Source organism: Spiroplasma endosymbiont of Nomada rufipes, from assembly GCF_964277355.1.
In the GTDB taxonomy this organism is placed as follows: Bacteria; Bacillota_I; Bacilli_A; order Mycoplasmatales; family VBWQ01; genus Spiroplasma_E.
The window spans coordinates 992,921-1,010,428 of record NZ_OZ195517.1 but is presented as its reverse complement, the minus strand read 5'-3'; the positions used below and the strand labels follow the sequence as shown (position 1 = coordinate 1,010,428).

Annotated in this window: 19 protein-coding genes and 1 other annotated feature; of the genes, 8 read left to right on the top strand and 11 right to left on the bottom strand. The window is 23.3% G+C overall.

The window, feature by feature from the left end; genetic code table 4:
* Nucleotides 1-150: 150 nt before the first annotated feature.
* The 4 genes from rplL to ACICQF_RS05530 all read right to left on the bottom strand — a co-directional run bounded on the left by rplL (nt 151) and on the right by ACICQF_RS05530 (nt 2,146).
* Nucleotides 151-531 carry a 50S ribosomal protein L7/L12 gene (gene rplL / locus ACICQF_RS05545; RefSeq protein ID WP_252320298.1) on the bottom strand — a complete coding sequence of 127 codons (381 nt, stop codon included), beginning with the start codon at nt 529-531 and terminating at the stop codon, nt 151-153.
* A 40-nt stretch (nt 532-571) separates the two neighbouring features.
* Complete coding sequence (gene rplJ, locus ACICQF_RS05540; protein WP_252320296.1) at nt 572-1,063, bottom strand: 50S ribosomal protein L10; 492 nt, start codon at nt 1,061-1,063, stop codon at nt 572-574.
* Nucleotides 1,064-1,099: 36 nt separating this feature from the next.
* Nucleotides 1,100-1,225, bottom strand: a sequence feature (ribosomal protein L10 leader region).
* A 202-nt stretch (nt 1,226-1,427) separates the two neighbouring features.
* A complete protein-coding gene (locus ACICQF_RS05535; protein ID WP_252320294.1) occupies nt 1,428-1,640 on the bottom strand; it encodes a hypothetical protein in 213 nt (70 codons plus the stop codon).
* A gap of 380 nt (nt 1,641-2,020) precedes the next feature.
* Entirely contained in the window at nt 2,021-2,146 is a 126-nt protein-coding gene (locus tag ACICQF_RS05530) for a hypothetical protein (protein WP_395473077.1), read from the bottom strand.
* Between the two features lie 40 nt (nt 2,147-2,186).
* Here ACICQF_RS05530 and ACICQF_RS05525 point away from each other — a divergent pair, with 40 nt between their 5' ends.
* The gene (locus tag ACICQF_RS05525) at nt 2,187-3,137 is read left to right on the top strand and encodes an IS30 family transposase (RefSeq protein ID WP_338980648.1); all 951 of its coding nucleotides are present in this window, start codon (nt 2,187-2,189) and stop codon (nt 3,135-3,137) included.
* Nucleotides 3,138-3,149: 12 nt separating this feature from the next.
* On the opposite strand, the gene ACICQF_RS05520 is transcribed toward ACICQF_RS05525, so the two are convergent.
* The 3 genes from ACICQF_RS05520 to ACICQF_RS05510 form a co-directional block, all read right to left on the bottom strand.
* Complete coding sequence (locus tag ACICQF_RS05520; RefSeq protein ID WP_395473076.1) at nt 3,150-3,425, bottom strand: hypothetical protein; 276 nt, start codon at nt 3,423-3,425, stop codon at nt 3,150-3,152.
* A gap of 15 nt (nt 3,426-3,440) precedes the next feature.
* A complete protein-coding gene (locus ACICQF_RS05515; RefSeq protein WP_395473075.1) occupies nt 3,441-4,064 on the bottom strand; it encodes a hypothetical protein in 624 nt (207 codons plus the stop codon).
* A 914-nt stretch (nt 4,065-4,978) separates the two neighbouring features.
* Nucleotides 4,979-5,731 carry a TIR domain-containing protein gene (locus ACICQF_RS05510; RefSeq protein ID WP_395473074.1) on the bottom strand — a complete coding sequence of 251 codons (753 nt, stop codon included), beginning with the start codon at nt 5,729-5,731 and terminating at the stop codon, nt 4,979-4,981.
* Between the two features lie 244 nt (nt 5,732-5,975).
* Here ACICQF_RS05510 and ileS point away from each other — a divergent pair, with 244 nt between their 5' ends.
* From ileS to ACICQF_RS05490, 4 genes are read left to right on the top strand one after another with little or no spacing between them, the layout of a single operon-like run.
* A complete protein-coding gene (gene ileS / locus ACICQF_RS05505; RefSeq protein ID WP_395473073.1) occupies nt 5,976-8,738 on the top strand; it encodes an isoleucine--tRNA ligase in 2,763 nt (920 codons plus the stop codon).
* 31 nt (nt 8,739-8,769) lie between these two features.
* Complete coding sequence (lspA, locus tag ACICQF_RS05500) at nt 8,770-9,477, top strand: signal peptidase II (protein WP_395473072.1); 708 nt, start codon at nt 8,770-8,772, stop codon at nt 9,475-9,477.
* Nucleotides 9,365-10,288 (top strand): RluA family pseudouridine synthase, encoded by a 924-nt coding sequence (locus ACICQF_RS05495; RefSeq protein ID WP_395473715.1) that lies wholly within the window; start codon nt 9,365-9,367, stop codon nt 10,286-10,288. The genes lspA and ACICQF_RS05495 overlap by 113 nt, the downstream gene beginning before the upstream one ends.
* Nucleotides 10,288-11,646, top strand: coding sequence for a hypothetical protein (locus ACICQF_RS05490; protein ID WP_395473071.1), 1,359 nt, complete (start codon nt 10,288-10,290; stop codon nt 11,644-11,646). The genes ACICQF_RS05495 and ACICQF_RS05490 overlap by 1 nt, the downstream gene beginning before the upstream one ends.
* 42 nt (nt 11,647-11,688) lie before the next feature.
* Here the strand turns inward: ACICQF_RS05490 and tsaE are convergent, their stop codons facing one another.
* The 4 genes from tsaE to ACICQF_RS05470 all read right to left on the bottom strand — a co-directional run bounded on the left by tsaE (nt 11,689) and on the right by ACICQF_RS05470 (nt 13,706).
* A complete protein-coding gene (gene tsaE / locus ACICQF_RS05485) occupies nt 11,689-12,159 on the bottom strand; it encodes a tRNA (adenosine(37)-N6)-threonylcarbamoyltransferase complex ATPase subunit type 1 TsaE (RefSeq protein ID WP_395473070.1) in 471 nt (156 codons plus the stop codon).
* Between the two features lie 95 nt (nt 12,160-12,254).
* On the bottom strand, nt 12,255-13,148 hold the full coding sequence (pnuC, locus tag ACICQF_RS05480) for a nicotinamide riboside transporter PnuC (RefSeq protein ID WP_395473069.1): 894 nt from the start codon (nt 13,146-13,148) through the stop codon (nt 12,255-12,257).
* A gap of 22 nt (nt 13,149-13,170) precedes the next feature.
* Nucleotides 13,171-13,581: a hypothetical protein gene (locus ACICQF_RS05475; RefSeq protein ID WP_395473068.1), complete on the bottom strand. Its 411-nt coding sequence runs from the start codon at nt 13,579-13,581 to the stop codon at nt 13,171-13,173.
* Nucleotides 13,581-13,706, bottom strand: a complete 126-nt coding sequence (locus ACICQF_RS05470; RefSeq protein ID WP_395473067.1) for a hypothetical protein — start codon at nt 13,704-13,706, stop codon at nt 13,581-13,583. Before ACICQF_RS05470 ends, ACICQF_RS05475 begins: the two co-directional genes overlap by 1 nt.
* Before the next feature lie 181 nt (nt 13,707-13,887).
* Between ACICQF_RS05470 and asnS the strand changes: the two genes are divergently transcribed.
* From asnS to ACICQF_RS05455, 3 genes are all read left to right on the top strand, one after another.
* A complete protein-coding gene (gene asnS / locus ACICQF_RS05465) occupies nt 13,888-15,306 on the top strand; it encodes an asparagine--tRNA ligase (RefSeq protein WP_395473714.1) in 1,419 nt (472 codons plus the stop codon).
* A 144-nt stretch (nt 15,307-15,450) separates the two neighbouring features.
* Nucleotides 15,451-15,864 (top strand): hypothetical protein, encoded by a 414-nt coding sequence (locus ACICQF_RS05460; RefSeq protein WP_395473066.1) that lies wholly within the window; start codon nt 15,451-15,453, stop codon nt 15,862-15,864.
* A gap of 390 nt (nt 15,865-16,254) precedes the next feature.
* Complete coding sequence (locus tag ACICQF_RS05455; protein ID WP_338979395.1) at nt 16,255-17,205, top strand: IS30 family transposase; 951 nt, start codon at nt 16,255-16,257, stop codon at nt 17,203-17,205.
* Nucleotides 17,206-17,508: the final 303 nt, after the last annotated feature.

Here is a 17,508-nt window from a genome sequence, read left to right as displayed (position 1 = left end):
ATCAAATAATTTGATTTCAGTTAATTAGTATTAAATTACTAATTAGTTTGATAAAATATTAAGTTTTAAGTTGATAATTTTTAGTTAAATAACAAACAGAAAACCAGTATTAATTAAAACTGGTTTTCATATAAATTTTTAATATTTGAACTACTTAACTTCAACAATAGCACCAACGGCTTTTAACGTTGCTTCGTGTTCTGTTGCTTTTGCTGTATCAATATTTTCTAAAATCTTTTGTGGTCCTGTTGCTACTGCATCAACCATTTTTTTAGCATCCATTAAAGACATTGTACCACCAACAATTGCCTTAACTGCTTTAATAACATCAACTTTTTTGTCTCCTACTTCTTTTAATATTACAGAAACTGTTGATGGTTTTGTTGCTTCTTCTTTAGCTGCTGCTGGTGCAGAAGCAACTGCTGCAGTTACTCCAAAAGTTGTTTCAATTAATTCAACTAATTCTTTTAATTGAACTGCTGTCATTGTTTTAACATGTTCAATAATTTGTTTATTTGTAATATTTTCCATTATTTTTTCCTCCATATTTTTTTTATTTAATAAGTGTTAATTATGCGTTTTCTTTTTGTTGGGCTACTGCTTTAATTGCTAAAGCCAAATTGCGAACTGGTGCTTGTAAACAAGAAGCTAACATTGAAATTAATTCTAATTTTGATGGTAATGAAGCTATTTTTTGTAACTCACTTTGGTCAATAACTTTCCCTTCAAAAATGCCACCTCTTAATACTAATAATTTATTAATTTTAGCATAATTAGAAACTATTTTAGCTGTTTCTAAGTCGTTTTCAAATCCAAAGATAAAACCATTTGGGCCAACTAAACTACTTTCAAGCGATGAATATTCTTTTTTTAAAGCACGAGCAACTAAATTATTCTTATAAATAGTGAATGTTGCACCTTTAGCTCTTAATTCCTTACGTAAAGAACTAATTTCTTCAACATTCATACCTTGATATTGTACAACAATTGTTGTTTTTGAATCATTAATTTGCTTAGCAATTAAATCAATAGTTTTTTGTTTTTCAACCATTGCTGGGCGCATAAGTACACCTCCTTATTATTCTGAAATAACTAGCAATAAGTAGTAAATAAAACTCGGAGCAAAACCGAGTAAATCACATGCATATATAATGATGGAAATTACCTGAGCAACATAATTAAGACAAAAGTCCGTTGCTGTCTTTGGCTTATTCTAGCTTGTACATTATATGATATATATATATTAAAATCAAGAAAAATTTACAAAAGATTAAATAAATAATTTTTTATTATATATCTTTTAAGTTATAAACACTATTTTTAATAACATAAATGCTAATTTCATCAATATCTTAATTAAGATTAAAAAAATAAATTAAAAATAAACTTCATATTGAAGTTTATTTTAATTAAAAAAATTGTTTTTTTTATAACTGGTTACTGTTTTTACTACTAGAGTTTTTGCTTTCACTTGAAGAAGATTCACTATTTATTTTTGATTTATCTAACTCAAGATTTTTACAAACTCTTTCTCTTCTTTCAGATTCATTTTTTTCTCCTCAAGCTTTATTTATTTTATCAGCATTTTTAGCATGTGCTTCTTGTTTTAATTTATTATTCTCAATAGATTTTCATGGCATAATTTATTATTCCTTTCACTTTTTGAATATTTTTTCTACCTTTAAATACTCAATAAAATTATATATTTTTTATTAAAAATATATATAAAAATATATAAAAAATTATTCTTACTTAATTAAGTAAGAATAATTAAACTAATTATCGTTATATTTTAAAATGAATAACGTCGTTGTCTTACATTTGTAGGAGGTTGCATATTGGCCATAGAATTTGCTTTATCTTACATCAAACTGATTTTCAACTGGAATTATATTATTTTCAACATTTATTATTGTTTTATCATTCATTAGTTCATTTATAGTTTTAAGTTTTCTACCATCCAGTTCTTGTTTTAATATATTAAATTGTGTTTCTAACTTAGTTTCTAATTTATCACTTGTTAAATCCTTAGATACTGATTTAACTTCTTTTTTTTCTTTTTCTTTTTTATCTTTATTATTTGCTGAATTATACTTGTAAGTGCAAGTAAATAAAATTGCAAAAAATTCTCATATAAAAATTTCATAATGCTAAATTTAGTTTAGAAAAAAGTAAGGAGTTTTTATATGAGTTATAAACATCTTGGCATAGATGAAAGGATTTATATTGAGAATCAATTTAAATTTAAATTTAAAATTAGTGAAATAGCTAAAAATCTTAATCGAAGTATTAGTACTATTATTCGAGAAATTAATAGAAATAAAGATAATAATCATTATTTTTCATTAATTGCACAAAATAAAGCTGAAAATCGAAAACAATCACATATTAGTTTTCATAAGTTTAAAAATAAGAATTTAGTAAAATATGTACAACAAAAATTACTATTAGGTTGATCACCTGAACAAATTTATGGCAGAATTAAAAATTTTCATAAAGAGTGAGTTATTAGTTTTAAAACAATTTATACTTGAATTTATTTTGGAATGCTTGATAAAGTTACTAGTAAAAATTTAAGAAGAAAAGGTAAAAAACGAAAATCTAAAGAAAATCGTGGCAAGTTTAATGGTAAATCAATTAAAGAACGAGATATAAATGTTAATGATCGTATAACACTTGGTCATTGAGAAGGAGATACTATAGTATCATCACGAGGTAAAAGCAAATCATGTTTAATAACTTTAGTTGAAAGAGTATCACGATTTACTTTAGCAATATTAGTTAAAAACAGAACTACTAAAGTTATTAATAAAAATGTCAGTTATTATTTATCAATTCTTCCTAAAAACATTGTTAAAACTATTACTTTTGATCGTGGCAAAGAATTTTCAAATTGACAACAACTTGAAAAAAATTTAGATGTAAAAATTTATTTTGCCAATCCATATTCACCTTGACAAAGAGGTACTAATGAAAATACTAATGGTTTAATTAGAGAAAAATTTCCTAAAAAATTTATTTTTTCAAAAACTAATAAAAATGAAGTTCATAAATTTATATTGTCTTTAAATCAAAGACCGAGAAAAATATTAAATTATCTTTCACCAATCGAATATTTGGATAGAAAAATAATTTAGTTGCACTTACCTTTACAATTTAGCATTTTTAAATATTTTATTATAAATTCATGATTCAACTTTTTTTGATGCAGTTGAAAAAACTGATGTAATTGCTTTAAAACCTCCACTAATAAAAACTGAAGCAATAGCAATATCAATCTTAATTGCTGCCACTACTGCAGCAGCCAAATAAGGAGCTAAAATCACAGGAAGCAAATTTGGAAGAACAGCAATAACAATAGTAATGACTAAAATAATAACCCAAACTTTTCACTCGGTTTTAGATGGCTTTGATTTTAATTCCATTTGTTCTTTTAATAATTATTTAACTGGCATTGTACTAATATTATTTGCATTTTCTTTATCAATTAAACAAGTGCTTTTTTTATATTCTTCAATACTCTGGTACTTTTTAGTCTGTTTTCAAACTTCAACCTCATTTTTTTCATTATTATCAAAATATATTATTTCTTCAAAAATTGATTCATCATTATAAACTAAAGTTGTTATATAAAATATCTTATCTTCAATTGGAAAAATTTCTTCATAAATTTTTTGAACATTTTGACTTTTAATATTTCATTCTTTTTTTATTTCTTTTTTTAACTTAGAAATATTAGAAAATATTTCTAGTTTTTGCTCTTCAGTTAAATTTTCTTCATCAATTTTTCTTTGTAGTTCTATTCTTCTATTAATATTTTCTTTTAATGATAACGGCATCCAATCATCACTATAACTATCTAGTTCACTATTTAAATTGCTTATAGTATTTTCTAATTCTTCAATTTTAGAATTATTTTTTTCAATATTATTATTCAATTCTTTTTTTATATTTCTTTGTTCTTCAATTTCTAATTCTTTATCTGATATTGTTTCTTTAAGCGCAAAATATTCTCTAAATTCACTATCGGTTGTATTTTGTTTCTTAGTTTTATTTATTTCCATTTTTCTTTCTTTACATTTTAAATCATCAAGTAATGGTTTAAGTTGAATAATTTCTAATTCAAAAAGATTTTCTCTAATAATAGTTAATTTTTTATTTAAATCATCATTTGTTCTTTTGACATCTTCTAATTGTTTTGTAAAATTAAAAATTTCTTCTCTAAGTTTACTTATCTTTTGATCTTCTATAATTGTAAGACAATTATATTTATATTTATTTAAAACATTACTATCATTATTTGCTTCATTATTTGATTCATTTAAACTATTTTCACTTCTAGAAGATTTTATCGCTAAACCTCCATGTCTTTTTTTTTTATAGAACCATCGGTTTGAGCAAAAATATTTTCTGGATTATTTTCCACTATTCGCTGAAATGTTGTTGATTTTCTTTTATCATTATCACGCATTTTATACACCTTCTTAGTAAAATAAAACCCATTTACTTACAAACAAAGCAATGGGTTAAAAACTATATTTATTTTTACACTTATCTTTTACCAAATTTTAGAAATTTTTACAATATTTTTTATTTTCATATTATATAAATAATTTAAATATTATTAAATTTTGAGGTATATAATAATTATTTAAAATAAAAGAGTTACCAATAATGGTAACTCCTATTCACTGTTAGGTGCCAACCGCAATGAATATTTACTTACCCTTAACTAAGTAAGTATTTTTATTATACTACTAAAATAAAGTTTTTTTAGTTTTATTTACTAAAAAAATAAAACCTTTTTAATTTTATATATTTTTGATATTTATAATTAACTACTAATATACATCTGTATTCTTATTGGTATTTAATTATTTATTTTTTTCTAATTAAAAATATTATTTAAAACAACATTCTGATTACATAAAATTTTCTTAAATAATTGATAAAAAAGTATATTTTTTAATTTTTAACCTTAATAATAATAATGAAAATCTTTTAAAATTTTTTCATAACTAAAAAGTTTTTCATTATTATTAACTTCATTTTTAACTTTTTCAAAAAATAATTTTTTTGATTTATGTTTTTTTGAAAAATAACAATTTAGTTTATTTTTAGATTTTTTTGGACAATCTTCTATATTTTCTTCAAACAAATTTATTTCTTTGAAAAGATCAAAGTTTTTTTTCAATTTTTCAGTTTTAACTTTATCTTGACATTTATCAAGTAATTTTTTAAACTTTAAAGGATTTGAAACTACATTTGAAAAACTTTCAACGATTGCATAGTTATTTATTACATTTTCATAAATTCTTGGAGTAGAATTTTGTTCATTAATTAAAGTTTTGTAATCATTATCATTAAAATCACAATTTTTTTTTGATTTTTTAATAAAATCATCAGTTAAAAGTATTAATAAACCATTTTTTCCCCTTCGATGAAGACTACCATATATTGATAATGAAGATGCAATTTCTCAATCAATATGTTTTCTACATTTTGTATGTTTTCCTAAAATAACTACAGTAGTATCTGAATCTTTTAAATACTCTTCTCTAATAGTTTTAAATATCTTTTTAGGAGGCAATTGCGGATCAATATCACCTAGTTTTACAGATACGTCTTTCACTTCAAAATATTCTCCATAACATTGCGAAATTAATTCTGATAATTCATCCTTTGCTTTTTGTTCTCTTAAATGATGATATGAAATAAAAATTTTTAACATTATTCATTAACCTCTTTTTTAAAATTTTAAAAATATTTTTTATAAACTTTAATAAGTTTATACTTTATTATAAAATAATACTCACTAAAAGTAATATTTTTAACTTTTAAGTTTTATAAAATCTTATTATTAAAATAAAGTAAATATTATACAAATTTCAAGTAATTACTAGTATAATGATTTAAGAATAAAAAAGAATAATTAGTACAAATAAAACTTGTTATTTTAAAGGAGAATAATATACATGAATAAAAACTATAAAGATACATTATTAATGCCTCAAACTAACTTTGAAATGCGTGCTAATTTAACTATAAAAGAACCACAACTACAAAAATATTGACAAGACCAAAAAATATATCAACAACTAATTAACAAAAATAAAAAATCTACGAAAACTTTTATTCTTCATGATGGACCTCCATATGCTAATGGTGATCTACATTTAGGACATGCATTAAATAAAATTTTAAAAGATATTATTGTTCGCTATTATAATAGTAGCAATTATTATGCACCCTATATTGCAGGTTGAGATACGCATGGTTTACCTATTGAAACAGCAGTTACTAACTCGGGAATTAATCGTAAAACAATAGCAGTATCAGATTTTAGAAAACAATGTCAAAAATATGCAGAACTGCAAGTTGCTAATCAAATTAATCAATTTAAAACATTAGGATTATTAACAGATTTTGAAGATCATTATGTTACTTATGATAAAAAATATGAATCTGAACAAATTAAAGTTTTTGCTAAAATGGTAGAAAAAAAACTAGTATATCGTAATTTATATCCTGTATATTGATCACCATCAAGCGAAAGTGCCTTAGCTGAAGTTGAAGTTGAATATTTAACAAAAACTAGTGCTGCTATTTATGTTGCCTTTTTACTAAATGATGAAAAAAAAATATTTAACTTACCTACCTCACTAATAATTTGAACAACAACACCATGAACCATTCCTAGCAATCAAATGTTAGCAGTAAATGAAGAATTTACATATAGTATTATTAAAACTAATGAACAACAATATATTATTGCACAACCATTGATTGATTCTTTTACTAAAGCAAACAACATCACCGATTTTATAATTGTTAAAACAATTTCTGGTAAAGATTTAATTGAATTAACAGCATTACATCCATTATATCAAAGAAAAACTCCAATCGTTCATGGTTCTCATGTTACTATAAATGATGGAACTGGAATTGTTCACACTGCTCCAGCGTTTGGTGAAGAAGATTTTGATTTAGGATTAAAACATAATATCAAAATTCTTTGTCCAATTAATGATCAAGGTCAATTTACAGCAGAAATCAATGATGAACAATTAGTCAATAAATTTTATGATGATACTAATAAAATTATTGTTGAGCGCTTAAAAAATAATGGTACATTAATTGGTATGAAATGATTTAAACATCAATATCCACATGATTGACGAACTAAAAAACCCGTTATTTATCGTGCCACTTTACAATGATTTATCGCTATTGAAAAAATCAAACCATTACTTACTAAAAATATTAATAAAGTAAATTTTGTTCCTGAATTAGCAAAAAAAAGAATGTTATTAATGACAAATAATCGCTATGATTGATGCATTTCTCGTCAACGTGCTTGAGGATTACCAATTCCAATTTTTTACACCGAAAAAAAAGAACCAATCATGGATATAAACCTTATTAATCATGTTGCTGATTTATTTGCTAAACATGGTTCAAATATTTGATTCGAAAAAGAAGCAAAAGATTTATTACCACCTAAATATCAACATAAAGATAGTCCAAATGGTATTTTTTATAAAGAACAAGACATCATGGATGTTTGATATGATAGTGGCGTTTCCCACTTAGCAGTTATTAAAAATAATAATTTACCTTGACCAGCAGATTTATATTTGGAGGGTAATGATCAATTTCGTGGTTGATTTAATTCAAGTTTAACAACAGGAACTATTACTAATAATAGTAGTCCCTATAAAAACTTGCTGGCACATGGTTTTGTAACTGACGCTAAAGGCAATAAAATGTCAAAATCAATTGGTAATGTTATTAGTGTTAAATCAATTTGTGATACTAATGGTGCTGATATTTTACGATTATGAGTAGCCAGTGTTGATTTTACTGATGATACAAGAATTGGTACTGAAATTTTAAAACAAGTTAGTGAAAACTATCGTAAAATCAGAAATATTTTTCGTTTCTTACTAGGTAATTTATTTGGTTTAGATATCAAAACTATTGAAAATAAAACAGAAGAAGAAATTATTAATAGTTTATCAGAAGTTGATCAATATATTTTAAATAAATTAAACGGATTAGTGACTAAAATTAATGAAAATTATCAAACTTATCAATTTAATACTATCTATCATTTAATTTTAAATTTTGTTACTAATGATTTGTCTGCTTTTTATTGTGATTTTACTAAAGATATTTTATATGTTAATAGCAAAAATGATATTAGAAGAAAACAAGTACAAATGACAATGTTTTTAATAGTAAAAACTTTAATTGGTTTATTAGCCCCTATTTTGCCACACACTACTGAAGAAGCATTCCAAAGTTTAACTAAAAAAGATTTAAACACAAGCAGTGATTCTATTCATTTAAAAAAATTTCCACAACCATGAAATTTAAACAAACCAACAAAACTAATGGAAAAATGAGAATATTTTATTAACTTTAAAAATGAAGTTAATAAAGTTATTGAACAAGCTAAAAAAGACAAAATTGTTAAAACAGCCTTAGAAACAATAGTGACTATTATTTTTAAAGATAATCATAATATCTTATCAACAATTGATGAAAAAGAATTAGCACAATTATTAATTGTTAGTGAAGTTAATATTAATTATAATAATAGCAACGTTAATGACTGAACTATTAATGTTAAAACAAAAGAGGGTACTAAATGTCCTCGCTGTTGATTAATTGTTAATGAAAAAAAAGAAGATGTTTGTAATCGTTGTTTTGAAGTGTTATCATTAATAATGTAAATAACTAATATTAGTTTAGAAAGAAGTAATTATGGAATTTTCTTGATTAGCAATTAAAAATCATTTAAAAACACGTGATTGAAAATGATTAACTAAAATAATTTTTTTTTGTGCAATTATTATTCTAATTGTCACTGATCAAATGATAAAATTAGCAGTACAAAATGGAATAAAAGTTGGTGAAGAATATAAATTCATACCCGGATTTATTAATTTAAAATTTATTATTAATTATGGTTCTGCTTTTAGTTTTTTTCAAAATCAAAAAATCTTTCTAATAACTTTTGCTTTTCTAGTAGCAATTGCTAGTAGCACCTGACTATTATTTACTAAATCTATTAACAGAGCACTAGGTCTCAGTTTTGTTATTGCAGGAACAATCGGTAATTTAACCGATAGATTTTTACATAATGGTGGTGTTATTGACTTTTTATTATGACAACTATTCCCACCATATACTATTTTTAATACTGCGGATATATTTATTACCATTGGTATCACAATTATTATTCTACAAATAATTATTGGAACCATAATTAATGCCTATCAAGAAAAGTTTGGAGAACACAATAATGAAGTCAACAACGGAACATTCACAACAATCATCAATGATAGAAAATCAAAAGATGATAAAACTAACATATCATGAAAACAAAAATATCCGCATCAACAAATATTTAGCAATGGTATTAACAGAACATCATTATTCACGAAATTTTATCCAAAATTTAATCACTAATGGGCAAGTAATAGTTAATAATAAAACTATTTCATCAGCTAACTTATTATTAAAAAATAATGATGAAATAAATATTATTATTAAAAATGAAAAAGAGAACACTTTAAAAGCAACTGCAATTGATTTTGAAATAATTTATGAGGATAATGAAATTCTTGTTATTAACAAACCTAATAATTTGGTTGTCCACCCAGGAGCAGGTAATTGAGATAATACTTTAGTTAACGGATTATTATTCCAATCTAAAATTGAAAATATTGATGAAAATAATTTACGTCCAGGTATTGTTCATCGTATTGACAAACAAACGACAGGGTTATTATTAGTAGCTAAAAATAAAATTAGTCATCATATTTTAGCAGAACAATTACAAAAACATGAAATTAAACGAATTTATATTGCATTAGTTCATGGTACAATTAAAGGTAGATCAGGAACCATTAAAGCGCCTATTGCTAGAAGCAATAATAATCGTCTAAAAATGATGGTCAATGAACAAAATAGTAAGAAAGCAACTACTCATTTTACAGTTATTGAGCGATTTAAAGACTATACTTTAGTTCAATGTCAATTAGAAACTGGTCGAACACACCAAATTCGTGTTCATTTTGAGTGAATTGAACATCCAATTGTAAATGACCCTTTATACAGCAAGTTTAAATTGGAAAATGCTAATATTGGACAATACTTACATGCTAAAGTCATTACTTTTACTCATCCCACAACTAAAAAAGTTATGACTTTTGAATGTAATTTACCTGATTTTTTTGAAAATAAATTACAATTATTACGAAAGGAAAGTGTTAAATAATGGATGATAATATTCTAGATATTTTAGGTTTACAATTAGTTGATTATTTTATTAGTCATCAAGATTATCGACCATTTAATGTTCCTAAAGAATTAAAACTACATGTTAAAGGTGAAGTATATCTAACTAATAAAGATAGTAATACTTATCATATCATTAAAATTATTAAAGAAAATAATTTTAATCCTCACCATTTAAAAAATAAAGATGAAGTTTATGAAATTTTACATAAACAATTAGCAGATGAAGGTGTTAAAGATATTCGTTATTTAATGGTTATTTTAAATGATGATAACCAAAACGAAAATCGAATGTCACCAGCGGTTGATGTTATTATTGCTACTAGTGACAAAATTGTTCAAGAATTATCTAAATTTTATCCTAGTATTACTAAATTTATTAAGGTAGACTTACCCCAACTTGAAACTGAAACCGAAAATAATGAAGAGACTAATGAAGATAATAGTACTGGAACTTTAAGTGATAATTGAAAAAAAGTTAATTTTCAAAACCGTCGTTACTTAAGCGAAACATTAAAAAAATGTACTAATGCTAATTTGGCAGTTACCTGATTTCTTTTTATAATTCCTATTATTACACTTGTTGTTTTTCTAGTAATTATAAACCTTAGTCAAGATGATTGATTAGCATTAGATTATAAACAACAACATTTGCTTTTTGGTGCCAATTATCATAACTTAATATTTGGTGCTTATCAATATTGAAGGTGATTAATTTATCCATTTGCTGGTAATGATATAAATCCTTCAGCTCCTATTAATTTAATATTTTCACTTTGAATTTTTTATCGTGTTGGTAGATTTGTTGAAGGATTTTATGGATGATGAAAAGCAATTTTCATTTGAATTGGTGCAATGATTCTAACCGGTATTTTACAAAGTGTTGTTGATAATATTAATATCATGTCAGGATTTTGAGTTTTTCCTGTAATTTCATTAGGAGCAATGTTACCTTTCATTTGAAATTATAAATTATTTAAAACTCCAATTATGAGTCGTTTCTTTACAACTATTTTATTAATGTTAATATTTTGATTTATAACTGATCAACAAGTAGTGACATTATTATATTGAATGATTGCTTTTGTCACAGGATGATTATTTGCTTCTTTAATCGGATATCATAATCGTAAAATAACTGTTTATTATGCTTTTAGTCCAATTGCTATTGGTTCATTAGTATTATTTGCTGGTTTACTTTGATGTTTAAATAATTATTATCCTGTTGATGATAATAATTATACTTTAGAAGTATTAAAACAATATCAAAAACTTGGTCTAATTAGTCAAAGTACTATTAATAGTATTATGCTTAATTACTTTCACATACAAGTATAAAAAAAAGTAGGATTTTTCCTACTTTTTTTTATAAATAAAATTCTATATTTTTTTTAATGCATCAAATAAATACTTTTCTTCCTCTTTTGTAAGAAGATTATTATTAATAACTATCTGTCTACTATTAATATCAATAATTTTAAAATCTATAGCAATATATGAATAATTATTAAAATTAATTTTTAATCTTTCCGATCATTCAATTATCATAAAATTATTAATCATTATTTCATAATATTCTTCTAAATGAGGATTAATTAAACGATAAGCATCCATATGAATTAAATTTCATTCATATTTAGTTTGATACTTATTTCAAATAATAAAAGTTGGTGAATTAATAATATTTTTAACTCCAAGTAAATTACCAATTAATTTAGTAATTTGCGTTTTACCACTACCAAGCGGACCATTTAATAATAAAATTAAATTTGGTTTAGCAATTTTAGCAATTATTTTGGCAAGAGTATTAGTGTCATCTAAATTTTTTAATATATATACATTTTTTTTCATAATAACCTTCTTTGATAATTATTTTATACTTTACAAACTATTATACAAAATAATAACTTATTTTCTAAATTATTATTTTTCTTATTTAAAAGTTATTACTGCTCATATGTTTCTTTTTTAACTACTACTTTTTCTTTACTTCTTACAAAAAATCATTGATAAAAACCAAAACCAGAATTACCAAGAGCAACAATTCACATTAATAAAAGATTTACATCCAAACGATTATGAGCAACTCCCGAATACATAGCTATTTGAAAAATATTAACAATTATTCAAAAAATTCATTGTTCACGAAAACGTAATAACATTAGTATTTGCGCAACAATACTTAAAGAATTAGTTAATGAATCTAGAATATGTGGTAAAACTTGTTGAAAAGTATTACCATCAAAATCATATTTCCCTAAAATTACACGTGAAAATTCAGGAATTTCAAAATAAAAAAATACTGATAAAACAATTGCAAAGTAAATAGTAACAATACTTGTTTTTAAATTTAAACGTTTAGAAATTATTTCTTGTTGTGAATCTAAATGAAATTTCCATAAACTATAGCCAATAAATTGAAAAGGCAAAAAGAAAAATAAATTCAACTGCATATCACCAACATAATCTCAAACTAAAGCAATACAACCATAAATAGTAACAGAAAAAAAGCCTCAAAAAAAATTAGAAATTTTACCAAATGAAATTAAAATTATACAAATAACATTAGTAAAAGCAGCAATACCATTTAAGAATAATAATACTTGCTGTCAAGGATGATAAACTTGACGATTTACAATAGTTCAAACCGAAGGATATAAATTAGGATTAATAAAATGATTAAAATCAAAAAATGTATTTCATAACATAAAAATCCCTAAACAAATAATAGCTACTTTAGCAGAAAATGGAATTTTATTAAGATCTTTGGGTATTGATAATAAAAATTCTTTTATATTTTTCTTTCTTTTTATAAATCTAAATTTTATATCTTTAAACATATTTTCTTCCTTTTAAATTTATTTATTTATTTATGTTCACTATTGTATTATTCAATCGTAATTTTCCATAAATTGCCAATGTAAGTGCATCATTAACTTTATCTAGTTCACTCTCATTAATAAAAATACCATTAATACCATTTTCACCAATACTACCATCACCTTTACCAAAATAACTTAACTTTAAATCTAAATTCAAACTAGATAAATCAACAGCATAAAAATGTCATATTTTTATTGAAGTTTTATTAGCATAGTAACTACCAAGTCTATAAATACAATCAAGTTTTAAGCTTCTAATATTAATTCCTGTCTCTTCTAAAATTTCATTCTTAACAGTTTCTAGTGATGATTTACCTAATTTACAACCACCTGTTAGAGTACTAAAAAATGATATCTTTTTATTTTCAAATAAAGGATTCTTTTCTTTCATTAATAAAATCAATATTGATTGTATTTATATACAAAAGGTAAAACTGCAACTCCTTTATTATTACATCATGGTTCACTAACACCTGTCATAAAGCCATTAGTAATTAACTTTAAAAATTTGCCCATAATAAACCCCCTTTACTATAAGTAATATTATAACATTAACTTAAAATTCAATTTGAAATTTTATACTAACTAAAAATAAAATTTATCCCAAATATTAATGAAAAAAATCATAAATAATTCCCTACTAAGATAATAGTTAATATATAATTTATTTATTATATAAAAATAAATAGGAGGAACAATAATGATTTACACAATTAATAATTTATTTATTAATAGTAACGATAAAACTAAAAAAATACCAACACAAGTAACTGTTAACGGTTGGGTTCGTTCTAATCGAAATAGTAAAAAAGTTGGGTTTTTAGATTTAAACGATGGTTCTTCAATTAATAACTTACAAGTAGTATATGATCCAAATTTAGAAAATACTAACAATTTAACTAATGTTACTACTGGTAGTGCTGTTACTATTACTGGTAATTTAATTTTAACACCAAATGCGAAACAACCATTTGAACTAAAAGTAATTACTGCTACTGTCTACAACATATGCGCTAATGATTATCCAATCCAAAAAAAAGAACATACAAATGAATTTCTTCGTGAACATGCACACTTACGTGTTCGTACTAATACTTTCTTGTCATTATTTAGAATTCGTGATCAAGTATCATGATCTATTCATAATTTTTTTCATAATAATCAATTTATTTACCTACATAGTCCTCTTATTACAGCTAATGATGCTGAAGGTGCTGGTGAAAATTTTATTGTTACTACTATAACTAATGATAAATATGAAAAGGATTTTTTTGGGAAAAAAGCCTCATTAACTGTTAGTGGTCAGTTAAATGCTGAAGCCTACGCTCAATCTTTACAAAAAGTTTATACATTTGGACCAACATTTCGTGCTGAAAAATCTAATACTACACGTCACGCAGCAGAATTTTGAATGGTAGAACCAGAATTTACCTTTAGTAATCTACAAGATAATATTATACTAGCCCAAAAACTAATAAAAACCGTTATTAGAGATGTTCTAAATAATTGTAATTCTGAATTAAAATTTTTAGAACAAAAACAAGAAACTAAAAATGAACAATCACTAATTGAAAAATTAGAAAAAATTGCCGATTTTAAATCTGATTTTAAAGTTATTACTTATACAGAAGTCATTGAATTACTTTTAAATGCGCAAAAAAAAGGAAAAAAATTTGAATTTAATGAAATTAAATGAGGAATTGATTTACAATCAGAACATGAAAGATATTTATGTGAAGAAATAACTAAACAACCAACTTTTGTTATTAACTATCCACAAACCATCAAAGCTTTTTACATGAAACTTAATCCAATTGATAGTAATTATCTACAACAAAAAACAGTGGCAGCTATGGATTTATTAGTGCCAAGGATTGGTGAATTAATTGGTGGTTCTGTTCGTGAAGATAATTATGAACAATTACTAAAAAATAAAACCCAATTCAAAATTGAGGGTAATGATCTACAATGATATTTTGATTTAAGAAAATATGGATATGCACCAAGTGCTGGTTTTGGTTTAGGTCTAGAAAGATTTTTAATGTTTATTACTGGTATTAATAATATTAGAGATGTTATTCCTTTTCCTCGTACACCAAATAACTTATTATTCTAAAATAATAATATTTTAATAATATCTTTTTAAATTAAACTTATAATGTTATTTAAAACTCCTATTACTACATTAAAATCCAAAATAATATATAATTAATTTAGTATTAAATAATTATTAATAAGTTAAAAAAGAAAGGATAATTATATGCCAAAGTCATATGAAATTATAAAAACAATATTAAAAAATAATACTTTTAAATTAAAAAGTAAACGTTTAAATTTAGAAATAATGATTGATTATAATCAAAAAGATCTAATTAATGTTCAACACTCAATTTACAATAGTTCAAAAGCAACCATTTTTTCTAAAGAATTACAAGAATTTTTAAAAAATGCTTACCATAATGCAGTTGCATCTAAAAAAATAGATATCCCATGAGTAATAACAGCAACTTTTAATTTACCAAATTCATCATATATAACTGAAATTAATGACTTAAAAAATAAAATTATTAAAGAAGGTATAACTATTAAAAATGATGAAATATACTTTGAAACTAAACTTTCTTTAAAAGAAATATGTGAAAACTTTAATATTGAAAATTCTAACATAAAATAATTACTAAATGATTGCTTAAAAATCCCAGATAATAATTTTGAAAAAATCAAACAACAAAGTAATTTAGATACTAAAGAAAACAAAACTTATAATTATCATTCTGTTCAATTATAAATTAATAATTTAATTAAAAATGATCACGGACGGTTGTCAAATTTACGAAATAATTTATTCCAATATTAGTAACTTATTTCCAAAAATGAATTATTTGAAAAATAATGAAAATTAGACAAAATTACTCTCTTTAACCCTTAAATTTTTAAATTTATATTCGACGTATTTGCTTGCTGAATTATACTTGTAAGTGCAAGTAAATAAAATTGCAAAAAATTCTCATATAAAAATTTCATAATGCTAAATTTAGTTTAGAAAAAAGTAAGGAGTTGTTATATGAGTTATAAACATCTTGGCATAGATGAAAGGATTTATATTGAGAATCAATTGAAATTTAAATTTAAAATTAGTGAAATAGCTAAAAATCTTAATCGAAGTATTAGTACTATTATTCGAGAAATTAATAGAAATAAAGATAATAATCATTATTTTTCATTAATTGCACAAAATAAAGCTGAAAATCGAAAACAATCACATATTAGTTTTCATAAGTTTAAAAATAAGAATTTAGTAAAATATGTACAACAAAAATTACTATTAGGTTGATCACCTGAACAAATTTATGGCAGAATTAAAAATTTTCATAAAGAGTGAGTTATTAGTTTTAAAACAATTTATACTTGAATTTATTTTGGAATGCTTGATAAAGTTACTAGTAAAAATTTAAGAAGAAAAGGTAAAAAACGAAAATCTAAAGAAAATCGTGGCAAGTTTAATGGTAAATCAATTAAAGAACGAGATATAAATGTTAATGATCGTATAACACTTGGTCATTGAGAAGGAGATACTATAGTATCATCACGAGGTAAAAGCAAATCATGTTTAATAACTTTAGTTGAAAGAGTATCACGATTTACTTTAGCAATATTAGTTAAAAACAGAACTACTAAAGTTATTAATAAAAATGTCAGTTATTATTTATCAATTCTTCCTAAAAACATTGTTAAAACTATTACTTTTGATCGTGGCAAAGAATTTTCAAATTGACAACAACTTGAAAAAAATTTAGATGTAAAAATTTATTTTGCCAATCCATATTCACCTTGACAAAGAGGTACTAATGAAAATACTAATGGTTTAATTAGAGAAAAATTTCCTAAAAAATTTATTTTTTCAAAAACTAATAAAAATGAAGTTCATAAATTTATATTGTCTTTAAATCAAAGACCGAGAAAAATATTAAATTATCTTTCACCAATCGAATATTTGGATAGAAAAATAATTTAGTTGCACTTACCTTTACAATTGAGCATGTTCTAAAACTAATTTATCAATTTTTGCACTTTGTTCTCTAAAATTTCATTTATAATTAAAATTCACATTTACTTCTCCTAACTATTTTAAAAAATTCTAAATTTATTGTAAATATATTTTAAAAATTAATTTACTTAATTATTATATAAATATATAAGTGTAATTTTAAATAAAATAAAAATTATTTAAAAAATAACTTTCATATTTGCTATATAATAAACAATTTCAATATAATTAATAGTATAGGTCTCATAAAATAAATGCCTTTAATTTAGG